Origin of the sequence: Fibrobacter sp., assembly GCA_024398965.1 — a bacterium.
Lineage (GTDB): Bacteria > Fibrobacterota > Fibrobacteria > Fibrobacterales > Fibrobacteraceae > Fibrobacter.
This window is the reverse complement of the sequence record JAKSIF010000108.1, coordinates 1-2574: the sequence shown is the minus strand read 5'-3', so window position 1 is coordinate 2574 and position 2574 is coordinate 1. Positions and strand designations below refer to the sequence as shown.

At 49.5% G+C, this 2574-nt stretch carries 2 protein-coding genes; both read left to right on the top strand.

The features are described from left to right. Positions 1-184: 184 nt before the first annotated feature. Positions 185-1750, top strand: a complete 1566-nt coding sequence (gene istA / locus MJZ26_14830) for an IS21 family transposase (GenBank protein ID MCQ2107051.1) — start codon at positions 185-187, stop codon at positions 1748-1750. 33 nt (positions 1751-1783) lie between these two features. Next, the gene (gene istB, locus MJZ26_14825; protein ID MCQ2107050.1) at positions 1784-2512 is read left to right on the top strand and encodes an IS21-like element helper ATPase IstB; all 729 of its coding nucleotides are present in this window, start codon (positions 1784-1786) and stop codon (positions 2510-2512) included. The last annotated feature ends 62 nt before the right edge of the window (positions 2513-2574 follow it).

The following is a 2574-nucleotide window of genomic DNA, read 5'->3' as shown; positions in this document are numbered from 1 at the left end:
AAATGTACCGGGCATAGCGGAAACAAATGTACCAGCTGTAGCGGAATGAAATGTACCGTCTGTAGCGTTTTCAAATGTACCACCTGAAGCCGATGAACAAGTGCCGGTTGTGAGGCAGACAACAGAAGGGTTGCTTTGAGTTAAGCAAGTACCTTTGTGGTAGGAAAACAAATACCACAAAGATATGGCAAACAGAAAAGCAACGATGACAGACTTAAGGGTAATCATCCGGGAGTTCGCAAAAGGAACACCGTTAAGGGAAATCGAGCGCAGGCTCGGTATCAGCCGGACGTCACTTCGCCCATACAAGGAGCGGGCGGAACAGTCCGGAAAGTCGATGCAGGAACTTCTGCAGATGGAAGATGCGGAACTGCACAATCTCCTATCCAAGGGAGACGGCCACAGGAGCCGTGATGCTGACAAATATGCTTTCATGCAGGAAAATGTCGAGAGCTATGCCCAAAGCATGAAACGGAAGTATATGACGTACGACGTTCTGTACGAGGAGTATTGCAAGGCGACGGACAATCCATACGGCTACACGCAGTTCAAGCTGATAATCCAGGAGTATGAAAAGGCTCACGACTACAAGTATCACAATGTCTATGAGGCTGCAAAGGAAATGCAGTTCGACTTTGCCGGAGATCCGCTGTGGGTGCTTGCAGACAGGAGTACGGGAGAATGCGTAAAGGCGATAGTCCTCGTCTGTGTGCTTCCGTTCTCAATGATGAGCTTCGCGATAGCGATGCTGTCAACCAAGATGGAGTTCTTTTTCGCTGCATTATCAAAGGCATTGACGTACTTCGGTGGAGTCCCTGAGATATCCAAGACAGACAACATGACCCAGTGGGTGAAGAAATATGACAGATACGAGCCTGCTCTGAATGAGGCCGCCCAGCAGTGGAGCCTGCATTACGGAACGGACATGTCCGGATGCCGCAGTCGCAAACCTCGCGACAAAGGCCCGGCAGAGAGCCTTGTGAATCAGGTGTACAAATACTACTACAGTCGAGTCTATAACGAAACATGGACATCAATAGATGAACTTAACGCCCGTCTGATGGAGTTGAACGACCAGTACAACAACGAAATCATGAAGGGCAGGACATACAGCCGCCGGCAGAAGTTCGAGACGGAGGAACTGCCATATCTCCTTCCTCTCCCTGTCGAGCCGTATCACTTCAAATACGAAAAACAGATAGAGATAAACAGCACATATCACTTCCAGATAGACCGGAATCGCTTCTACAGTGTTCCTTACCAATATGTAGGCAAGAAGGCCAAGGTCGTCTATGATGCCGACACTGTCGAAGTCTGGGTCGATATGAAGCGCATTGCGACACACCGCAGGATGTGGCACGACGGTTACACAACCGTTCCGGAACATATGCCGGCCAATCACAGGGCCTATGCTGAGACCAAGGAGTTCAATGCTGCATACTTCCTGAAAAAGGCCCGCCAAATCGGCCCTGAAACGACGGCCGTGATAAACAACATACTCACTTCCGCTCTCTTTGTACAGCAGTCTTACAGAGCCTGTCAGGGGCTGCTGCGCCTTGCCAACACTTATGGAGAGGCACGGCTCGAAGCAGCATGCAGGAGAATCGAGCCCAAAACCGCATCAAGCTACAAAAGCGTCAAGTCTATCCTCGCAAACAACCTTGATAAGGCTCCTTCACCGGACTTGCACGGTCTCTTCTCATATATCCCCGAGAACGACAATGTGAGAGGAGCGGAGGCATATCGATAATAAAACAACTGGCACACAAAATACGTCAATCAAATGAACACTCAAGAAACAATCCTCCAGTTGGAGGAACTCAAGCTGAAGGGCATGGCTGAATGCTACAAGGCTCTTCAGACGCTGCCAGTAAACGAATGGCCGACACTGGATCAGTTTGTCGCAAAGCTGGCTGAAGCAGAAAACCAGTACCGCAACCAGCGCAGAACCGAAATGTATCTGAAGACAAGCAAGCTCAGGTACAACGCAGTCTTTGAAGATGTAATCTGCACCAAGGAAAGGAACCTCACAAAAGAGACACTTCTAAAAATCATGGACTGCAGCTTCATCGGCAGAGCCGAGAACATCCTCATTGACGGCAAGACTGGCTGTGGCAAGTCGTTCCTTGCCTGTGCCATAGGCCGCCAGGCCTGCTTCATGGGGCATCGCGTGGAGTACTTCTCAATGAACAAGTTCATCGAGCGCATCGCGCTCGCTAAACTTGACGGAAGCATGTTGAAGGTCATCAATCATATCGAACGCAATGACCTCGTCATCTTCGATGACTTCGGCTTGCAGCCGCTCGATAATAACTCGCGGCTTGCCTTGCTGCAGATCCTTGAGGACTGCTATCAACGGAAATCCGTAATCGTGACGTCGCAGCTGCCCATTGCAAAATGGTACGACTACATCAATGAACCTACGCTTGCCGATGCCATAATGGACAGGCTCCTGGCTAACGCCACTCGCATTGAACTGAAAGGCGACTCAATGAGACGCAAAAACAAATAAAAATAATAACTTTGCAGAACCTTAAAGCAACCACTTCTGAGGTGGTACATTTGAAAACGCTA